Annotated in this window: 1 rRNA gene; it reads left to right on the top strand. The window is 53.4% G+C overall.

What is annotated here, in order from left to right:
* Positions 1 to 268: ribosomal RNA gene (locus C486_RS21875) — 23S ribosomal RNA — on the top strand; the annotation flags it as partial.

The following is a 268-nucleotide window of genomic DNA, read 5'->3' as shown; positions in this document are numbered from 1 at the left end:
GAAAAGAAAGCAAACGCGATGTCGTTAGTAATGGCGAATGAACGCGACACAGTCCAAACCGAAGCCTTCACGGGCAATGTGGTGTTCGGACTGACGATCACTTCCCGAACTGCGACGCGAAGTCTCTTGGAATAGAGCACGAGACAGGGTGACAGTCCCGTATCGTCGAGTAGTACGGAACGAGTCAGTTCCAGAGTATCGGGGGTTGGATATCCCTCGTGAAGATCGCGGGCATCGACCGCGAAGACTAAACACTCCTCAAGACCGA

Source organism: Natrinema gari JCM 14663, assembly GCF_000337175.1.
Lineage (GTDB): Archaea > Halobacteriota > Halobacteria > Halobacteriales > Natrialbaceae > Natrinema > Natrinema gari.
Note: the sequence above shows the minus strand (reverse complement) of the source record. Positions and strands in the feature narration are given on the sequence as shown.